At 65.7% G+C, this 575-nt stretch carries 1 protein-coding gene; it reads left to right on the top strand.

Annotation, left to right across the window (positions count from 1 at the left end):
• On the top strand, nucleotides 1-567 hold a 567-nt coding region (locus Q0844_RS20850; protein WP_299049228.1), incomplete at its 5' end, for an EF-Tu/IF-2/RF-3 family GTPase.
• Between the last annotated feature and the right edge of the window lie 8 nt (nucleotides 568-575).

Genomic DNA, 575 nt, shown 5'->3' with positions numbered 1-575 from the left:
GTGGATCAGCCCTTCCTGATGCCTGTGGAAGACGTGTTCTCGATCTCGGGCCGCGGCACCGTTGTGACCGGCCGGATCGAGCGTGGCGTGATCAACGTGGGCGACGAGATTGAAATCGTCGGCATCAAGGACACGCAGAAGACGACCTGCACGGGCGTCGAGATGTTCCGCAAGCTGCTGGATCGCGGCGAGGCGGGCGACAATATCGGCGCGCTGCTGCGTGGGATCGACCGCGACGCGGTCGAGCGTGGCCAGGTGCTGTGCAAGCCCGGCTCGGTGACACCGCACACCAAGTTCGAGGCCGAGGCGTATATCCTGACCAAGGACGAGGGGGGGCGTCACACGCCGTTCTTCGCCAACTACCGTCCGCAGTTCTACTTCCGGACGACGGATGTGACGGGCACGGTTCAGCTGGCCGAGGGCACCGAGATGGTGATGCCGGGTGACAACGTGTCGTTCGGCGTCGAGCTGATCGCGCCGATCGCGATGGAAAGCGGCCTGCGGTTCGCGATCCGCGAAGGCGGCCGCACCGTCGGCGCCGGCGTCGTGTCCAAGATCACCGACTGAGCGGTTGC

It is taken from the genome of uncultured Tateyamaria sp., assembly GCF_947503465.1.
Classification (GTDB): Bacteria; Pseudomonadota; Alphaproteobacteria; order Rhodobacterales; family Rhodobacteraceae; genus Tateyamaria.
This window is presented reverse-complemented; position numbering and strand designations above follow the sequence as displayed.